Source organism: Pantoea sp. Fr+CA_20 (genome assembly GCF_024520835.1).
In the GTDB taxonomy this organism is placed as follows: Bacteria; Pseudomonadota; Gammaproteobacteria; order Enterobacterales; family Enterobacteriaceae; genus Pantoea; species Pantoea allii.
In genome coordinates this window covers 127,236-143,648 of the sequence record NZ_JALNPN010000011.1, presented here as the reverse complement: position 1 = coordinate 143,648, position 16,413 = coordinate 127,236, and the positions used below count along the sequence as shown (strand labels likewise).

At 56.4% G+C, this 16,413-nt stretch carries 7 protein-coding genes; 2 read left to right on the top strand and 5 right to left on the bottom strand.

The features are described 5' to 3' along the window. Positions 1 to 258: 258 nt before the first annotated feature. Entirely contained in the window at positions 259 to 1,587 is a 1,329-nt protein-coding gene (gene dsdA / locus NR177_RS14605) for a D-serine ammonia-lyase (protein ID WP_256853137.1), read from the top strand. A gap of 141 nt (positions 1,588 to 1,728) precedes the next feature. Here the strand turns inward: dsdA and amiC are convergent, their stop codons facing one another. Beyond that, a complete protein-coding gene (amiC, locus tag NR177_RS14600) occupies positions 1,729 to 2,973 on the bottom strand; it encodes an N-acetylmuramoyl-L-alanine amidase AmiC (RefSeq protein ID WP_096011754.1) in 1,245 nt (414 codons plus the stop codon). A 232-nt stretch (positions 2,974 to 3,205) separates the two neighbouring features. On the opposite strand from amiC, the gene argA reads away from it, so the two are divergent. Beyond that, positions 3,206 to 4,534, top strand: a complete 1,329-nt coding sequence (gene argA / locus NR177_RS14595; protein ID WP_096011755.1) for an amino-acid N-acetyltransferase — start codon at positions 3,206 to 3,208, stop codon at positions 4,532 to 4,534. Positions 4,535 to 4,569: 35 nt separating this feature from the next. Here the strand turns inward: argA and recD are convergent, their stop codons facing one another. The 4 genes from recD to recC form a co-directional block, all read right to left on the bottom strand. After that, on the bottom strand, positions 4,570 to 6,417 hold the full coding sequence (gene recD, locus NR177_RS14590) for an exodeoxyribonuclease V subunit alpha (protein ID WP_256853136.1): 1,848 nt from the start codon (positions 6,415 to 6,417) through the stop codon (positions 4,570 to 4,572). Further along, complete coding sequence (recB, locus tag NR177_RS14585; protein WP_256853135.1) at positions 6,414 to 9,953, bottom strand: exodeoxyribonuclease V subunit beta; 3,540 nt, start codon at positions 9,951 to 9,953, stop codon at positions 6,414 to 6,416. Before recB ends, recD begins: the two co-directional genes overlap by 4 nt. Continuing rightward, the gene (gene ptrA, locus NR177_RS14580; RefSeq protein WP_256853134.1) at positions 9,950 to 12,841 is read right to left on the bottom strand and encodes a pitrilysin; all 2,892 of its coding nucleotides are present in this window, start codon (positions 12,839 to 12,841) and stop codon (positions 9,950 to 9,952) included. Before ptrA ends, recB begins: the two co-directional genes overlap by 4 nt. A 100-nt stretch (positions 12,842 to 12,941) precedes the next feature. Next, entirely contained in the window at positions 12,942 to 16,319 is a 3,378-nt protein-coding gene (gene recC / locus NR177_RS14575) for an exodeoxyribonuclease V subunit gamma (RefSeq protein ID WP_256853133.1), read from the bottom strand. Positions 16,320 to 16,413: the final 94 nt, after the last annotated feature.

The window sequence follows — 16,413 nt, the reverse complement described above, 5'->3', positions numbered from 1 at the left end:
GGGTGGAGCAGCCTGGTAGCTCGTCGGGCTCATAACCCGAAGGTCGTCGGTTCAAATCCGGCCCCCGCAACCACTTTAAACACCTGAAAGGGTGTTTTTTTGTATCTGAAATCCGCTGAACGACACAAGCCCACCGCTTTTCCCCTTTTATCTCTTATAAAAACGCCCCATCAGACCAAAGGTTATTCGTGCCGCAGGTATTGCTCTGGCCGATACATTTCTGCTTTCATGATTCATTCGGACACCAAAAGGTCTGGTATGAATAATCTCAACATTGCTGCTCTGACAGCTCAGTACCCGCAGGTCGCGGAGTTAATCGCGCTCAACGAAACCACCTGGTTTAATCCCGCTACGACCAGCGTCGCGGAAGCCCTTCCTCATGTTGGCCTGACGGCACAGGATGTGAAAGAGGCGCACGATCGTCTGAACCGGTTCGCGCCTTTTATAGTGCAGGCCTTTCCGGAAACCGCCGTCACGGGCGGCATTATTGAGTCGGAAATCGTCGCCATCCCGGCGATGCAGAGGCGGCTGGAACAGGCATACGGACAAAAAATTGCGGGTAAGCTGCTATTAAAGAAAGACAGCCACCTGCCGATTTCTGGCTCGATTAAAGCCCGTGGTGGGATTTATGAAGTGCTGACTCATGCCGAGAAGCTGGCGCTGGGCGCAGGTTTGCTGACCAGGGAAGATAGCTACAGCAAGCTACTTTCCCCTGCCTTCAGGCAGTTTTTTAGCCAGTACAGCATAGCCGTGGGGTCAACCGGCAATCTCGGGCTGTCGATTGGCATCATGAGCGCCCGCCTCGGCTTTAAAGTGACTGTGCATATGTCGGCGGACGCCCGGGAATGGAAGAAAGCCAAACTGCGCAGTCACGGCGTCAGAGTGGTGGAATATCAACAGGACTATGGCGTGGCAGTCGAGCAAGGACGTAAAGCAGCAGAATCTGACCCGGACTGTTTCTTTATTGACGATGAGAACTCCCGCACGCTGTTTTTGGGTTATGCGGTTGCCGGACAGCGCCTGAAGGCACAGTTTGAACAACAGGGACGCGTGGTTGACAGCAACCATCCCCTGTTTGTGTATTTGCCCTGCGGCGTGGGCGGCGGCCCCGGCGGCGTCGCCTTTGGTCTGAAGCTGGCTTTTGGTGAACACGTTCACTGCCTGTTTGCCGAACCAACCCACTCTCCCTGCATGCTGCTGGGCATCATTACCGGTTTGCATGAGGGTATTTCAGTGCAGGACATCGGCATCGACAATATCACGGCGGCAGATGGACTGGCGGTGGGTCGGGCTTCCGGCTTTGTTGGCCGGGCCATGCAGCGCCTGCTGGACGGGCTTTATACGCTTGACGATCAAAGTATGTATGACATGCTGAGCTGGCTGGCGCAGGAGGAAGACCTGCGGCTGGAGCCTTCGGCACTTGCCGGTATGGCTGGCCCCCAGCGCGTCTGCGGTGCCGCGGCTTACCTGCAACTGCACGGTTTTACCGCGACGCAGCTGGACCAGGCGACACATCTGGTCTGGGCCACGGGCGGCGGGATGGTGCCGGAAGACGAAATGGCACGCTACCTGGCGAAGGGCCGCTGAGCACCCGGGCAGCCCTGCTGCGCCCCGAAACGGACATCGGGATGCGCGATTACGCACGCTGCATCCGCGCCTGACGCGCCTTTCACCGCCTGACGGCAGGGCGGGAAACGCAGTAGCAGCCTGTTTCCCCCGGCCTGCGACTCAGCGGTGAGCCAGTGCGGCACCGCTTTTGAAATAGGCTTTAATCCCTTCCAGTATCGCCTCTGCCACCTGATGCTGATAGCGCGTGGTACGCAACTTACGTTCCTCTTCCACATTACTGATGAACGCCGTTTCCACCAGGATAGAGGGAATATCGGGTGCCTTAAGCACGGCAAAGCCGGCCTGATCCACGGTACGTTTGTGCAGATGATTGATGCGCCCCAGACGGTGTAGCACTTCTTTGCCAAACTTCAGGCTGTCATGGATGGTCTGGCGCTGCACCATATCAAACATGGTGTGATCCAGATAGCGGTCGCCACTCATGCTGACACCGCCAATCTGATCGGCTTCGTTCTGGCTGTGCGCCAGGAAACGCGCCGCAGCAGAGGTCGCGCCGCGTGTAGAAAGGGCAAATACTGAAGAACCGCGCGCGGCCCGGCTGGTGAATGCATCCGCATGGATAGAGACAAACAGGTCAGCACGTTGCTTGCGCGCTTTGGCGACACGCACCCGAAGCGGAATAAACACATCTTCGTTGCGGGTCATGTAAGCCTTCATGTTGCGCTCTTTTTCGATCAAGGTTTTCAGCCGACGACCAATCTTCAGCACGATATCTTTTTCGCGAGTTTTGTATTTACCATGCGCGCCGGGATCTTCGCCGCCATGTCCAGGATCGATCATGATGATAATGGGTCGATCGCGTCCGGCTTTACCGGGTAAAGGCTTCTGCACCGTCTCATTTTTTTCCAGATCGCCCTGGTTGTAATCTTTAAGTAATGCCAGTAAAGGATCATCTTCAACCGTATCCTGGCTGGGATAAAGATCGACCACCAGTCGGTGCTTGATGGTGGAAACCGGGGCAAGGCTGAAGATTTTAGGGGAAACGTTGCGCTTTAGTTCCAGTACGACGCGCACGGTGTTGGCATCAAACTGCCCCACTCTGGCGCTTTTAATAAAAGGATCGTCAACGCGCACGTGCTTATTCACGCCCTTTAGCACCGCGTTGAGATGCAAGCCATCAATATCAAGCACCAGTCGGTCAGGATTCGTCAGGGCAAACTGCTTGTATTTAAGTGCGACGTTAGATTCCAGCGTCATACGCGAGTAGGTTGAAGAGGGCCAGATGCGCACCGCCAGAATATGACGGGTGGCTGCCATACTCACGCCACTGACGCTGAGCAGTAACAGCGCCCCTGTACCTTTTAATAATCGTCTACGTGAAACCAGGGGATTACCTTCCGACATGCCACTCCAGCTGTTATATAGTGTTTAAAAAAACGGCAACCAAATAAAATGGCGGCGAAAACTTTATCCAATCCTCCAGGTAATGTCACCCGGAAACCCCAAATAATGCAGGCTGTTAGCGGCATTAGCATCAAGAAAAACGTAAATTATCGTCAGGATTAACGCTTGCAAAATGGCAGTCAAAAGCATAAAAATACACAAAATACGAATAAACATTCACTGAGGGTTAGCCGTGAAGGAACGTAGTACTGAACTGGTTCAGGGTTTTCGCCATACCGTTCCCTATATCAATGCGCATCGGGATAAGACATTCGTCATCATGCTTGGCGGTGAGGCCATTGAGCATGAGAATTTCTCCAGCATCGTCAACGATATCGGCTTGCTACACAGCCTTGGCATCCGTTTGGTCGTGGTCTATGGCGCACGTCCACAGATTGATGCCAGCCTGGCGGCACATCAGCTGGAACCGGCTTACCACAAATATACCCGTGTCACCGATGCACCATCGCTGGAACTGGTCAAACAGGCGGCAGGTCGGTTACAGCTGGACATCACTGCCCGGCTCTCAATGAGCCTCAATAACACGCCGCTGCAGGGCGCACATATTAACGTGGTGAGCGGTAACTTTATTATCGCCCAGCCGCTCGGCGTGGATGACGGGGTAGACTACTGCCACAGTGGACGCATCCGCCGTATTGATGAAGAGGCCATTCATCGCCAGTTGGATAACGATGCCATTGTGCTGCTTGGCCCGGTCGCGGTGTCGGTGACCGGTGAAAGTTTTAACCTGACGTCCGAAGAGGTTGCCACGCAGTTAGCGATTAAGCTCAAAGCCGAAAAAATGATTGGCTTCTGTTCAGAACAAGGCGTGATCGATCGTGAAGGCAACATTGTCTCCGAACTCTTTCCCAACGATGCTCAGGCGCGTATTGATGAAATGGAAAGCGATGGCGATTTTCTGTCGGGCACCGTGCGCTTTTTACGGGGCGCGGTAAAAGCCTGTCGCAGTGGCGTGCGCCGCAGCCATTTAATCAGCTACCAGGAAGACGGGGCGCTGCTGCAGGAGTTATTCTCGCGCGACGGCATCGGGACACAGATCGTAATGGAATCGGCCGAGCAGATCCGTCGGGCAACCATCAACGACATCGGCGGTATTCTGGAACTGATTCGCCCACTGGAGCAGCAAGGCATTCTGGTTCGCCGTTCACGCGAACAGTTGGAAATGGAGATCGATAAATTTACCATTATCCAGCGCGACAACCTGACCATAGCCTGTGCCGCGCTTTATCCGTTTATGGATGAAAAGATTGGTGAAATGGCCTGCGTCGCAGTGCATCCGGATTATCGCAGCTCGTCACGCGGTGAGCTGCTGCTGCAGCGCGTCGCGCTTCAGGCGAAGCAAATGGGGCTGGAGAAACTGTTCGTGCTAACCACGCGCAGTATTCACTGGTTCCAGGAGCGCGGCTTTACGCCGGTGGATATTGAGTCGCTGCCAGAAAGTAAGAAAGAGATGTACAACTATCAGCGCCGTTCAAAGGTGCTGATGGCCGATTTAACCTGACCGTCAACCGGGCGGCCATCCTGCCGCCCTGCTTATTATGCCTGCCCGGCAGCCTCTAACCTTTCCACCAGTCCACTGCGTCGCTGAGTTTGCAGCTGTACGGCACGTTCAAATATTGAGCGATCGCTGTAAATGGTCAGCTGACTGCGCGCGCGCGTAATGGCGGTATAAACCAGCTCGCGAGTCAGCACCGGCAGAAACTGCGTCGGCATGACCAACGCGGTATGGTCAAACTCTGATCCCTGCGACTTATGTACCGTCATCACCCATGCGGTTTCATGGGACGGTAAACGGCTGGGCTGAATCGCTTTGACGCTGCCATCCGGCAACGGAAAAAACACCCTGAGCTGGCCTTCTTCGTCACGTAAAGTAATACCAATATCGCCGTTAAACAGCCCAAGCGCGCTGTCATTGCGGGTGATCATGACCGGACGGCCTGCATACCAGCGGCTACCCAGCGCAGGACGGCGAAGGCGCTGCAGCTGCATCAGACGTTGCTCTATGCGCTGATTCAGTCCGTGTACGCCAAACGGCCCTTCACGCAGGGCACATAACAACTGGTAGCGGCTAAATGCCGCGATGGCCTGTTCCGGCGCGGCCTGCTGCTGCACAGCGTGCAGATATGCCTCATAGCCCCGCGCCACCTCGTCCAGCATCGCCTGATAAGCGTCGCCGTCATTGAGCGGCTGAAAAGAAACGTCGTGGTGCCCTGCGGCGAAAATAGTCTTCATCTGGCGCGCATCGCCCTGATTCACCGCCCGGGCCAGTTGGCCGATTCCGGACTTCTCATCGAAACGATAACTCTGCCGCAGCAGGCAAATGCTGTCGCGTACCGCGGGTGCAGCCCCGGCGTCGTTGCCCACAAGCGTACAACCGGTAAGGGTTGTCAGTTGCAAGGCCCGGGAAGCGCTAAACCCTGTTTCGCTACAGCGGCAAATGTCCCCCAGCACTGCGCCCGCCTCAACCGAGGCCAGTTGATCGCGATCACCCAGAAACACCACTCTGGCGTGATGAGGCAGGGCGGAAATCAGTTTTGCCATCATGGTCAGATCGACCATTGAGGCTTCATCCACCACCAGCACATCCAGATGCAGAGGATTTCCCGCGTGATAACGCAGGCGCTGCGTGTCGGGTTGCGCGCCGAGCAGGCGATGCAGCGTCGTCGCTTCCGCAGGGAAACGGGCGCGCTCTTCCTCGTTCACCGCCAGCCCCTGCAGGGCTTTGCCCAGCGACTCCGTTAAACGGGCCGCCGCTTTTCCGGTGGGTGCTGCCAGCTGTATGCGCAATGGCAGCGTATTCAGTCGAATCAGCGCAGCCAGCAGTTTTGCTACCGTCGTGGTTTTACCGGTTCCGGGACCACCGGAAATCACGGCGGTTTTGCGCGTCAGTGCCACAGCAGCGGCAATCTTTTGCCAGTCATCAGGAAGGCTGCCAAAGAGGTCGTTTAACACCTCACTGGCGCGGTGCGAATCGAAGCGCCCTTCGTCGGGCTGCAATGAGAAAAAGCGCGCAACCTGCCCTTCGCTCTGCCACAGACGATGCAGATACAAACGCTGATTGCTCAGCACCAGCGGGGTAACGGCACTGCCGTCGCTGACTGCCGACCAGCCCGCCAGCTGCGCATGCAGATCGTCCGGTGCGCCTGCAGCCTGCCACAGAGACTGGGCCAGCGCAGGCTGACGACCTGCAAACAACCCTGCCTCGCTCAGATTAGCCAGCGGCAGACAGACATGGCCTTCTCCGGCATCCGCACTCACGCAGGCCGCCGCCAACAGCAGAAAAGGCCGGGTTTCATCCGCGATTAAACGGGCAAACTGAATATCCAGAGGACGCAGTAAACGCTTTTCGACTGCCTGGAGCAGCAAGGCGTTTATATCATTCATAACATTTCCTCTGTGTTGCCAAACAACCTATCCATCTCATCAATAAACGCCGGGTTGGGTCGGGTCGCGAAAATGCCGTTATCGGCAGAGCTGCCGTCCATGCCGCGCAGAAACAGGTAAAATACCCCGCCGAAATGCTGTTGGTAGTCGTAGCCTGCCAGCCGATGCTGCAGATAACGGTGCAACGCCAGGGTATACAGCTGATATTGCAGATCGTACCGGTGATCGATCATGGCCTGTTCCATCGCTTCGGGCGTGTAAGCGGCATGGCTTTCACCCAGCCAGTTGGATTTGTAATCCAGCAGATAGTATTTCCCCTGCCAGCGGAACACCAGGTCGATAAAGCCTTTCAGCATGCCTTTGACCTGCCGGAAATCCAGCGTAGCACCGCGCTGCGACAGGGGATCGTAGCGGCGCACCAGCGCATCCAGATTGGCTGCGGTCAGCAAATTATTGATCGGCAGATAGAATTCCATTTCGATAAGTCGGTCACTGCTGTTGATACTGGCCAGCGTCAGGCCTTCCTTGTTAAGCGGCGTCGTCAGCACGCGCGCAATCCACCGCTGAATGACCGGAAGCCAGCTCAGCGGATAGCCATTTTGCTGTAGTTGATCTTCCAGCCAGATCGCGTCTGGCAGTTCGGTAAAATCAATTGATTCAAACAGCCCGTGCAGAAAAGTACCAGGTGCGGCGCCGCGAGGAAAATGGTGCGGCGTTAACAGAGCGTCTTCATCGTCTGCCGCTTCACCCGCGGCATCAATATCAAATTTAGGTAACGCATCCAGCAGCGGTGAGCTACCGTGCTGCTGTAATCCCGAATAACTGGTGACGCGCCAGCTGTCCGCCAGTGCACGCGTCATTTCCCGACTACTCAGCGCATCGTCACGACCTTCGCCTTCATGCCAGATCGCGCCGGGCTGGAGTTCGCTGCTTATGACCTCAATGCCCGCCCCCTCAAGCGCCTGCAGATGCTGGCTGAGTTGTGCGGCATCGGCAGTTTCACCGCGCTGGACCAGATAACCGAGCGCGCTTTTGTGCAGATCGCTCTCACCTTCTTTTTTACGTGCCCCTTTGATCAGCGGCGCAATGCCCACGCTGCAGTGGTACACCGAGCGGGTAAGCGCCACGTAAAGCAGACGCAAGTCTTCTGCCAGCCGCTCCTCTTCTGCCAGCGTCAGGCTTTGCTCATCGCCCTGCACGTCCAGCATCGCGGCAAAGCTTTCGCGATCGTGATACAGGGCGCTGGCGGCCTCGCGGAAGCCGGCGGCAAAGGGCAGCCAGACCAGAGGATACTGCAGCCCTTTCGATTTATGAATGGTGACGATTTGCACCAGGTGGCGATCGCTTTCCAGCCGCAGTTGCTGGCTGGAGGCCTGGTTGTCGGGACGGGCAATTTGCTGCGCCAGAAAACGCACCAGCGCATGCGTGCTGTCGAGTTGAACCGCGGCTTCCTGCAGTAATTCACCCAGGTGCATCAGATCGGTTAAGCGCCGTTCACCGTTGTCTGACGCCAGCATATTTTCGGCCAGCTGCCGCTTGATCATCACGTCACGCAGCATGGGTAAAACACCACGCTGATGCCAGATTTGCTGCCAGCTGACAAACTGCTCTACCAACGCATCCCACTCGCGTTCGTTCTGCGTCAGAGCGTCCAGTTCTGCGGCATCAATCGCAAAGATGGATGTCGCCAGCGCGCTGCGGAGTAATCGCTCCTGCTCAGGCGACTGAACCGCCTGTAAAAGCCACAACAGCTCACGCGCTTCGGGCGTAGTGTAAACGCTGTCGCGACTGGACAGATAAACCGAGGGAATCGCCAGGCTGTTCAGCGCATCGCGGATCAGGCTGGCCTCGGTCCGGCTGCGTACCAGCACGGTAATGTCCGATGCTTTAACCGGCTGTAGGGCATCACCTTTGCCAATCTGCGCCTGTCCCTGCTGTCCCGCCACCAGCCAGCGGCTGATGTCTGCAGCACACTGCTGTGCCATAAATTGTTGGTAATCACTTACTCCAACGCCTTCCCCCGGCTGAAGCCAGAAGCGTAAGGCGGGCTGCGGCTGTTGCTGGTAAATCAGTTTCAAGTCCTGGTTGGGCGCAGCCGGACTGACCGGGAGAAAAGGGATCGAAGAGAACAGAAACGGCGCATCGACCTGCGAAAACAACCGGTTAACGCTGTCCACCATTTCTGGGGACGAACGCCAGTTGGTATCTAATGTGTAGTGAGCACTAACTTCACTCCGGGCGCGCAGATAGGTAAAAATATCCGCGCCACGGAAAGCATAGATAGCCTGCTTGGGATCGCCGATAAGCAGCAGCGCTAAGTCTGGCTGATGAATATACAGCGTGCGGAAGATGCGATACTGCTGCGGGTCGGTATCCTGAAATTCATCGATCAACGCCACCGGAAAACGGCTACGAATGGTTTCAGCCAGAAGCGCCCCGCCCGGCTGCTGAAGTGCCTCATCCAGACGACTTAACAGGTCATCAAAGCCCAGTAATGCACGCTGACGCTTCTCACGCTGGACTGCTTCGCGGACCTCCGTCAGGGCCTGCCAGATAATGACATCGCGTAACGTTAGCGGTTCTGCCAGGAACCGATCCACCGCGTCAAACAGGGAATGCTGTGGCGCCTCGCCCTTTTTCGTTTTCTCATGCAGCACCTGCTGTCCAAAGCGCTCCAGCTCTTTGGGATACTGATAATCAAGCGTCTCACTCTGTGCCCACTGTGTCACTTTGGTAACCCAGTTAGGTAAGTGCTTACTGCTATAACTGCGTTTATCAACGCCAGATGCGGTAATAATGCCTTCCACATCGTCGCTGGCGGCCTGCCACTGCTGCTTAAGGGCGTTGATACGCTGAAGATTGGCCGCATGACGTGAGGCCAGGGTTTCATCTGCACGAGGGGGACGCCTGAGCGTCGGCGATTCTCCCTGTAGCCAGGGTCGTAGCGTGGTCAGCAAACTGTCTGGCCCGCTCCACTCCGCCGCAATCACTCTGGCCACATCCAGCGACAGCGGGTAACACTGACGACGCCAGAAATCGGCCGTCGCCTGCCGGAGCAGGGTTTGTTCGTTTTCAATCAGCTCCTGCTCGAACAACATCCCCGATTCAAACGCGTTCAGGTTAAGCATGCGCTGACAGAAGCCGTGGATGGTGAAAATAGCCGCTTCGTCCATTTGCCGCTCGGCCGCCAGCAGCTGTGACGCCGCCTGTGGCAGGTCAGGGATTTGTGCAATCAGCTGTTGATGCATCGGGTTTTGACTTTTACCGCGCACGCAGGCCAGCCGTAGCTGATGGATATTGTCACGAATACGGCCCCGAAGCTCCGCCGTGGCGGCTTCGGTAAAGGTCACCACCAGAATTTCTTCGACGGACAGTGGCCTGCGCCAGGCATGCTCACCGCCCAACCCTAACAGCAGGCGTAAATAAAGCAGGCCGATAGTGAATGTTTTGCCGGTCCCCGCTGACGCCTCAATTAACCGCTCGCCGTTCAGCGGCAGCGTTAACGGGTCAAGTGACTCGGGTCTTGACTGCATCATTGGATTTCACTCTTTACCGGCAGCGACTGCTGCAGTTTGGCGATTTCCTGCCAGGTTCTCCAGCCAGGTAGTGGAGCAAATTCAATTTTGCGCTCGCCGCTACCGGCAATCTGCGACGTCATTGCCATCCCTTTTTTCTGCATCACGGCCTGATGAAAGAAATCGGCCAGACCGGCTGGCGTAAGCAGCTGGACCTGCTCCATCAGCTTTTGCCGGGTATCAAAATCGTAGTTCTGGCGATCAAAATCACGGCTAAAACGATCGGCTTCTTCATTTAGCGTTTGCGGACGCTGTTTAAGATCGTTGAGCATCGCCTGCTGGTACTGGGTAAAGTCGGCCTGGCTCATCGTGCGAAGCCGCTGCTCTGCCTGTGGATAGAATGCCTGATAGCGCTGCATCAGATAAGCAGGCTGCTTGCTGTTACTTTGCAACAGAAAACCGATTCCCCACTGACGTCCTACTGGCATCCGGAAGGCAAACACGGCATAGCCCAGTTGCTCTTCTGTACGCAGCTGGTTGTAAAACCAGGGCTGCACGATCTGGCTGAGCATCGCGCTGTTCGCCATGCTTTGGTACTCGTCATAGCCCAGGGGAATATAGAGTGCCGCCAGCGCAGAGTCTGTGCTGCTGCCGTGCTGTTCCAGATTCGCCTTCAGCGGCTTTTCAACGCTGAGGTAGTTGCTGTGCCAGTAGTGAATACCTCCACACTGCATCTGTTGTTTCAGATCGCGCCCCAGTTGGGTCACGCTGTCGGCGCTGAGATTGCCCACCGCCATCATTTCCGGCGTGGCATTTTTAATTAACGCATCACGGTAGGCCACCACCTCATCCAGCGTAATGCCGCTCACCAGTTTGCGCCTTGTCTCGCGCTGAGTGTAAGGCAGTTGCGATAACAGCTGCATAGGCTGAATCGCCTGCTCAAAGGCTTTGCCTTTTTCGGCCGCATCCAGCCGTTCCAGGTACCAGGATTTGGCCTGCTCAAGCTGAGATTCACTGGGCCGGAAGGTGCTGTAACGATCAACTAACTGTTTGAGTAACGCGGGCAGGCGTTGCGTAAAGCCACTGGCGTTAAAGACCAGGCCATCGTTTTCACTGGTCGAGAAACTGATCCCGCCAATCGACGCCTGCGAACTCAGCTCATCCAGCGCGAGGCTGGCCAGATAGTCGTTCAGACCAAACAGCACCTGTTGGCGCGCATCGCTGATGGCCTGCTGATTTCGCAGCGCGACGGTAATGCTGGCTTTGGGTTCACTGCTATAGAACTGGCTTGGCATCCAGTAAATGCGCATACCGTAATCGTTATCCAGCTTCACCGGATGGCGGTAGACCTTGTCCCCGGTAGCAACCAGCGAGAAATCATCAGGAATGTAGGGATTCAGTACGGGCATCGCGAATTGCATGTCACGCCCGCGCTGCTGCCACTGGGTAAACGTCTGAGCGGTGATCTTATCAACCTGATAAGGCGCGTTGACAAAATAGGCCAGCTTGTTGTGCGGTTCCTGTGGGCTGATGTACCAGATGCGTGCATTCTGCGGCGTCATGCTGTTAAGACGGCCCTGAATCGCCTCAGCATCATACTGGTCGGCAAGGTAAGGCGCATCCAGCGTGTGCTCCACCGGCACACGCAGCATTGTATCGGCCAGCCATTCGATATAATCCATATTGCGCGTGATGGAGGGATAACGGAAATCCAGCGCCAGAACACGGGAAACTTCGTCGAAATAGCGGCGATCGATGCCTTTTTCTCGCAGCATAGAAATGTAGCTAAAGACGGCCGCAACCACATCATCGCGCTGGGCAAGGCCTTTATCGGTTAGCGACACGTTGACCGTAAAAACGCCGCTGTTGCGTTCGGTGACAGGGTCGGCCCCTGCGCTGACGCCATCGGCCAGCCCCTGTTTTTGCAGCCAGTCTGCCAGCGTGTTTGGACTACGGTTGCCCATTAAATAGCCGATGAGCGTGTCCGTTTTACTGCGGAAGCGGTCGCTGTTATTCGGGATACGGAACTCGATTTTCAACTGCTTACGGGGTTGTGCAGGCACGTAATGAATAATAATGCCCTGCTGTGCTTCCGTGACGACCGGCTCGCTAATCGCGGGGACGCTGGCATTGTGGTTCGCCACCCGACCAAAGGTGTTGGCCGCAATGGCGGCCATCTGCGCCAGGGATTGATTACTGTAGATAACCGCCTTCATCAGATTGGCTGAATAGTGACCATGGTAAAAGTCCAGCAGCGCCTGATGCAGGTTACTACCCGGCTTATCCCGTAGCGTTTCCAGATTGCCCCCGTAAAAATGTGCTGCCGGATGGGCCGGATTGATCGTCTCGGCACTGACCTGCCCCATGCGCAAACCGTCCCGCGCGCGCGCCATGGTCAGCTCGGCATTGACCGCGTGGCGTTCCCGGTCAGCATTGACCGGGTCCAGCAACGGCTCAGCAATCGCGTCCGCAAGGCGATCGACGGCAGGCTCCAGCGCATCATTTTCCACTTCAAGGTAATAAGCCGTGCGATAGGATGCCGTGCTGGCGTTGTGACTGCCCCCGTGCTTCTTGAGGAAGTCAGCCAGGCTGTCAGGCTGCGGATAACGCGTTGAGCCCATCAGCACCATGTGTTCAAGGTAGTGCGCCAGGCCAGGCTGTTGTGCAGGATCGTCCAGTGAACCAATCGGCAGCGTTAAGGCCGCCAGCGACTTAGGTGCATCCTTGTCTGATACCAGCAGCACGGTCATGCCATTATTCAGCGTGATCGCCTGATACTGGCGCGAATCCTGTTGGCTTTTACCAATGGTACTGTTAACGGGCTGCCAGCCGGGGCCGGTCTCGGCCTGAACCGTAAACGCCACCAGGCTGAACAGGATGGCCAGGATCAAGCGTGCATGTGTGCGCATGTAAACCTCTTACGTTACCCAAAAGCCGCCTTGCCAGCGCATCGACGGCTGAAAATACAACAAACGTTTTTGGTGCTTTCATCACCTGTAAAGGTGTGACTTACCGATCGTCCTGATGGGCCTGCAGTACCGGCAAGTACCAGTGCTCCGCGGCCTCGGTTATGCGCTGTACATGAGACGCGTCCAGTGCCCTGCACAACCGCTGCAAATAGGGATCGCTCCCCTCGCCCTCCTGCTGATAACCGCCCACCCAGGCCGCCAGCAGACTATTACGGGCTTTGAGCTGAGTCGCCTCATCCGTCAGGAACTGTTGGCTTTTTTTATCGAAACAGGCGTTGAGCCAGGCACCGCCGCTTTTGGTCAGCAGCATTAAGGGTTCCCGCATTCCCTGCAGATAACCTTGCATGTAGCGCGCTAACGTGGCGATGGCGTCATCCGGCGTAACGGCGTGGAAGCACCAGTAACTGTGCTGTCGGCCAAACATCCGGCTTCTGCCGTTACCGCCCAGTGCACAATAAACTAAATGCTCGAGCCACAGTAATAAACCATCATTGATATTCAGCACGCCCGGACGCCAGCGCAACAGACCATCGCTCTGCACCTGGGTCAGCCAACCGGATAACCTGACGCCGTCCAGATCCAGATTGATCTCCCAGCTTTCACCTTCGCTGCGTTGACTGCTCACTTCCGCCGCCACCTCCTGCATCTCTTCGCGCTGAGCCTGCCAGAACAGCTCGCCAAAGGCACCGTAAGGTAAGTTTCCTGCGGCGCGATGATGTGCATAAAGACGATCGGTGTCATCGCCCGTCACCAATGCATTCAGTAACTGGGCATTAATCTGGTAACGCTCCAGGCTGTCCAGGGCAAAAGGCTCGCTATCGGGCAGTTCATTTTCCTCAAGCCAGAAACTGACGCCCAGACGTTGCTGAAACCAGGCCCGAACCGGATGACGCCAGAATCGCAGGAACTGCTCCAGGGCGAGTGTTTCTACGGGCGGAGTGAGCAGGGGCTGGACAAAATCAGGTTGCGGCTGGCCTGTGCCTTGCGCAGCCGGGAGCCACTCGCGGGCAAAGCTGCGTGCCGTCGACGCGGGCTGGAAGTTTTCCGGCGCAAACGGCATGCGGCTGTGTAAATGTTCCAGATGCGCCCTGACCCGCAGTGCGCTCTCGTCCAGATCCAGATCCTCATCACCGGGCAGGTAAAAACTTTGCCCGATATACTCCAGTAATTCAGTGACCAGTACTGAGGGATAGCGTTCGGTGTTGTCCTGGATTGCGCGTCCGATATAGCTGATATAGAGCTGTTGCTGTGCCGAAATCAGGGCCTCCAGAAACAGGTAGCGGTCATCATCACGTCGGCTGCGGTCGCCTTTGCGCGACTGCTGCTGCATCAGGTCAAATCCCAGCGGCGCTAAGGTGCGCGGATAAACGCCGTCATTCATGCCCAGTAAGCATACGACACGGAAAGGAATGGAGCGCATCGGCATCAGGGTACAAAAGTTGATTTGCCCGGCAAGAAAGCGTTGGCTGATGCGCTGCTGGTCCAGCCGACCGCGCAGATCGTCACGCAGCAATACCACCGGGATCGGCTCATCGAAACGTGCGTCCATGCCATATTCAATCAGCGCCTTCCACTGCTCTTCCACCAGCAGTAATGCGGCTTCAGTTTCCGTATCGGCCGTAAAGAACGCATTGAGCAGCTCGCGGCATAAAGGCAGCCAGGCTTCCAGCGGGCGCGGTTCGGACAAGACCTGACGCCAGTGATTAAGCCGTGACAACAGTTCGGCCAGATGGCCCGCCAGTTCGGCCACCAGCCCGCTCGACTCATCGTAAGGTAAAATGCCCTGCCAGTCGCCATGCTGACTTTCCATCGCATAGCCAAGCAGCATGCGTTGCAGGCCAAAGCGCCAGGTGTGCTGACCGGTAACTGGCAAGGACAGTGCCTCAACGCTGGCATCATCCAGCCCCCAGCGCACGCCGGACTCACTTACCCAGCGCCGCAGTAAACGCAGTCCGCTCTCATCAATAGAGAAGTGATTCGCTAAGGCGGGTACGTCCAGCAGCGCCAGCACATCCTCTGAGACAAAACGGCTGTCGGGCAGCGCCAGTAACTGCAAAAAAGCGACAATCGCCGGATGCGCCTGGCTGGCCCGACGGTCAGAGATGGCAAAGGGGAGATAGCGTTCGGTCGGCGCATTGGCAAACACGGCCTGAATAAAGGGCGCATAAGCGTCAATGTCTGCCACCATGACGATAATATCGCGCGCTTTTAACCCTGGACTGGCCTCCATCAGCGCCAGTAAATGATCCTGCAGCACTTCCACTTCGCGTTGCGCGCTGTGGCAGACCTGTATGGCGATCGAGCGATCCTCGGGGTCCAGTTGACGCTTTTGTCCGCTGTAGGCCAGTTCATCCGCCGTCAGGCCAATCACCGCGTTGTCCTGCAGGTTGAGAAGATCGTGCTGCATGCTGTGTAGCAGGTTGTCTTCTTCAACATCGACAAAGGCGTCAATTTCGCTGTTGAGATCCATCTGGCTGAGCAGATAAAGATTATCGCGCCCCAGCTTGCCCCAGGAGGCCAGGAGCGGGTTTGTCAGCTGCTGCTCGCCCTGCTCACTGAACAGCGCAGGCGCGCGCGCCGCGTCACTAAACAATCCACGGTATTCGTCCCGATCGTGGCGGCGACGCTGGCGACTTTGTAACTTCGCCAGAAAGGCATAATCCTGAATGTCACCCCAGTAATCGCGGCAGGGATTCGTGAACAGCAGATAAATATCAATGTGGCGGCCCAGCGCCTGCAACGCCTGCAGATAGACCGGCGGAAGCGCTGAAATACCACAAATAAAAACCCGCTCGGGCAGGTTAGCCGGGGTGGTCTGCGCCTGCTCCAGCGTATGAATAAAGCGCGCATAGAGGTTGGCACGGTGCCATTTAGGCTGGCCCAGTTCCTCGGTGTAATTCACTAAGTCACGCCACAGCGCCGCCTGCCAGATCTGGGCATCGCCCAGGCCGTCAATGTTTTGGCCACGTTCCCAGCTGTTCAGCCAGTCGGCGCGATAAACCAGATACTGGTCAAACAGATCAGCGATACGGGCGCTGAGCTGAAACAGCTTGCGCTTGTCGCCATCGTCGCTCAGGTAATGACGCAGCGAGGCAAACTCATCCTGGCGCAGCAGTGAGGGTAAACGGTGCATCAGCTTCCAGCTCATGCTGGCTTTACTGAAGGCGCTTTCGACCGGAATGTCCGGCAGGACGCGAACAAACATTTCCCAGATAAAGCTGGCCGGTAGCGGGAATTCGATATTCGCCGCAATACCAAAGGTTTGTGCCAGTTCCATCTGTAACCATTGCGCCATGCCCGGACTCTGCACCAGAACCATTTCTGAGGCGAAGGGATCGTCAAGTGGGTCCAGTTTAATCACTCTGGCTGCCAGGCTTTTGAGCAGATCAAGCTGATTAGAGTGATAAACGTGAAACATGAAAACTCCTGTGGAAAATCAAAACGGCATAGCGACGTCAGAGGGTATTCACTCTACCGCGTATCGCATTTGAAGCCTAACAAAAGGCGGTGGG

Coding starts and splice junctions, on each gene's coding strand:
- recC (WP_256853133.1), bottom strand. CDS start 16,319: ATGTTTCACGTTTATCACTCTAATCAGCTTGATCTGCTCAAAAGCCTG.
- recD (WP_256853136.1), bottom strand. CDS start 6,417: ATGAATGATATAAACGCCTTGCTGCTCCAGGCAGTCGAAAAGCGTTTA.
- dsdA (WP_256853137.1), top strand. CDS start 259: ATGAATAATCTCAACATTGCTGCTCTGACAGCTCAGTACCCGCAGGTC.
- recB (WP_256853135.1), bottom strand. CDS start 9,953: ATGATGCAGTCAAGACCCGAGTCACTTGACCCGTTAACGCTGCCGCTG.
- ptrA (WP_256853134.1), bottom strand. CDS start 12,841: ATGCGCACACATGCACGCTTGATCCTGGCCATCCTGTTCAGCCTGGTG.
- amiC (WP_096011754.1), bottom strand. CDS start 2,973: ATGTCGGAAGGTAATCCCCTGGTTTCACGTAGACGATTATTAAAAGGT.